Here is a 3,060-nt window from a genome sequence, read left to right on the forward strand (position 1 = left end):
CGGTGGATGCCTTGGCATCAGGAGGCGACGAAAGACGTGGCACGCTGCGAAAAGCCACGGGGAGCTGCGAGCAAGCTTTGATCCGTGGATATCTGAATGGGGAGACCCACCTAGCGATAGGTATCATGCCCTGAATACATAGGGGTATGAGGCGAACCCGGGGAACTGAAACATCTCAGTACCTGGAGGAAAAGACATCAACAGAGATTCCGCTAGTAGTGGCGAGCGAACGCGGAACAGGCCAGTAATCATTGTGAAAGAAGCAGAACGGTCTGGAAAGTCCGGCGATAGTGGGTGATAGCCCCGTATGCGTAGTGTTCATGATGGTTCTCGAGTAGGGCGGGGCACGTGAAACCCTGTCTGAACATGGGGGGACCACCCTCCAAGCCTAAATACTCCCTGATGACCGATAGTGAACAAGTACCGTGAGGGAAAGGTGAAAAGCACCCCGATGAGGGGAGTGAAAGAGACCTGAAACCGGATGCCTACAAGCAGTCGGAGCCTCTTATGGGGTGACGGCGTACCTTTTGTATAATGGGTCAGCGAGTTTCTGTTTGCAGCGAGCTTAAGCCGGTAGGTGTAGGCGTAGCGAAAGCGAGTCTGAATAGGGCGAATGAGTTGCTGGCAGAAGACCCGAAACCGAGTGATCTAGCCATGGCCAGGCTGAAGGTGCGGTAACACGCACTGGAGGGCCGAACCCACGCCTGTTGAAAAAGTCGGGGATGAGCTGTGGCTAGGGGTGAAAGGCCAATCAAACTCGGAGATAGCTGGTTCTCCGCGAAATCTATTGAGGTAGATCGTCACGTATTGCCCTCGGGGGTAGAGCACTGGATGGGCTAGGGGGACCCAAAGTCTTACCAAACCTAACCAAACTCCGAATACCGAGGAGTATGAGCGTGGCAGACAGACAGTGGGTGCTAAGGTCCATTGTCGAGAGGGAAACAGCCCAGACCACCAGCTAAGGCCCCCAAATCGTGGCTAAGTGGGAAAGGATGTGGGGATTCCAAAACAACCAGGAGGTTGGCTTAGAAGCAGCCATCCTTTAAAGAAAGCGTAATAGCTCACTGGTCTAATAGAAACCCTGCGCCGAAAATGTAACGGGGCTCAAGCCACGTGCCGAAGCTGTGGGTGCATATCTATGATATGCGCGGTAGCGGAGCGTTCCGTAGGTCTGCGAAGGAGACGGGGTGACCCTCTCTGGAGATATCGGAAGTGCGAATGCTGACATGAGTAGCGACAAACAGTGCGAGAAACACTGTCGCCGAAAGTCCAAGGGTTCCTGCGCAAGGTTAATCCACGCAGGGTGAGCCGGCCCCTAAGGCGAGGGCGAAAGCCGTAGTCGATGGGAACCAGTTGAATATTACTGGGCCTGCCAGAAGTGACGAATGCGATATGTTGTCTGGTCTTATTGGATTGACCAGGCTTTTGGAGCATTCCAGGAAATAGCTCTGGCGTATAGACCGTACCCGAAACCGACACAGGTGGACTGGTAGAGAATACCAAGGCGCTTGAGAGAACGATGCTGAAGGAACTAGGCAAATTACTTGTGTAACTTCGGGATAAGCAAGACCCGTCTGTGGGCAACCATGGGCGGGTGGCACAGACCAGGGGGTAGCGACTGTTTAGTAAAAACACAGGGCTGTGCGAAGTCGAGAGACGACGTATACGGCCTGACGCCTGCCCGGTGCCGGAAGGTTAAGAGGAGATGTGCAAGCATTGAATTGAAGCCCCGGTAAACGGCGGCCGTAACTATAACGGTCCTAAGGTAGCGAAATTCCTTGTCGGGTAAGTTCCGACCTGCACGAATGGCGTAACGACTTCCCCACTGTCTCCAGCATCGACTCAGCGAAATTGAATTCCCCGTGAAGATGCGGGGTACCCGCGGTCAGACGGAAAGACCCTATGAACCTTTACTGCAGCTTTGCAGTGGCATCAGAGACATCCTGTGTAGGATAGGTGGGAGGCTACGAACCCGGGACGCCAGTACCGGTGGAGCCGTCCTTGAAATACCACCCTGAATTTTTCTGATGTCTAACCGAGACCAGTCTAGCCTGGTCCGGGACCCTGCATGGTGGGCAGTTTGACTGGGGCGGTCGCCTCCCAAAGTGTAACGGAGGCGCGCGATGGTGGGCTCAGGTCGGTCGGAAACCGACTGTCGAGTGCAATGGCATAAGCCCGCCTGACTGTGAGAGTGACAGCTCGAACAGAGACGAAAGTCGGCCATAGTGATCCGGTGGTCCCACGTGGACGGGCCATCGCTCAACGGATAAAAGGTACTCTAGGGATAACAGGCTGATCTCCCCCAAGAGTCCACATCGACGGGGAGGTTTGGCACCTCGATGTCGGCTCATCACATCCTGGGGCTGGAGCAGGTCCCAAGGGTTCGGCTGTTCGCCGATTAAAGTGGTACGTGAGCTGGGTTTAGAACGTCGTGAGACAGTTCGGTCCCTATCTGCCGTGGGTGTATGAGACTTGAGAGGATTTGTCCCTAGTACGAGAGGACCGGGATGAACATACCTCTGGTGTACCGGTTGTCGCGCCAGCGGCACAGCCGGGTAGCTAAGTATGGACGGGATAACCGCTGAAAGCATCTAAGCGGGAAACCCACCTCAAAACTAGGTCTCACAGGGCCGTGAAAGACCATCACGTCAATAGGCCGGGTGTGGAAGCGTGGTAACACGTGCAGCTAACCGGTCCTAATCGCCCATATCGCTCACACAACGCTCTCACAAGAGAGCATACACATGCATAGCAATCATCCACGCAATCACACTCATCATACACAAAACACCAACCTCCACACCGACACACAGTTGTCGGGTGGATCAGAAGACCTGGTGGCTATGGCGGGAGACTTCCACCCGATCCCATCCCGAACTCGGCCGTGAAACGCCCCAGCGCCTATGATACTGCATCTCAAGATGCGGAAAAGTCGGTCGCCGCCAGGTCCCCTGATCCACCCCACAAAACACACCACCACCCCCGCGGGGTGGAGCAGCCCGGTAGCTCGTCAGGCTCATAACCTGAAGGCCGCAGGTTCAAATCCTGCCCCCGCAACCA

Annotated in this window: 1 tRNA gene and 2 rRNA genes (1 of these 3 running past the window's edge); all 3 read left to right on the plus strand. The window is 55.2% G+C overall.

Annotated elements, in window-relative coordinates:
- A 23S ribosomal RNA gene (locus ED655_RS15365) occupies positions 1-2,720 on the plus strand (it extends 21 nt beyond the left edge of the window).
- A 113-nt stretch (positions 2,721-2,833) separates the two neighbouring features.
- A 5S ribosomal RNA gene (rrf, locus tag ED655_RS15370) occupies positions 2,834-2,948 on the plus strand.
- A gap of 35 nt (positions 2,949-2,983) precedes the next feature.
- Positions 2,984-3,060 (plus strand) — tRNA-Met (locus ED655_RS15375).

This window comes from Asaia bogorensis (assembly GCF_900465345.1).
Lineage (GTDB): Bacteria > Pseudomonadota > Alphaproteobacteria > Acetobacterales > Acetobacteraceae > Asaia > Asaia bogorensis_A.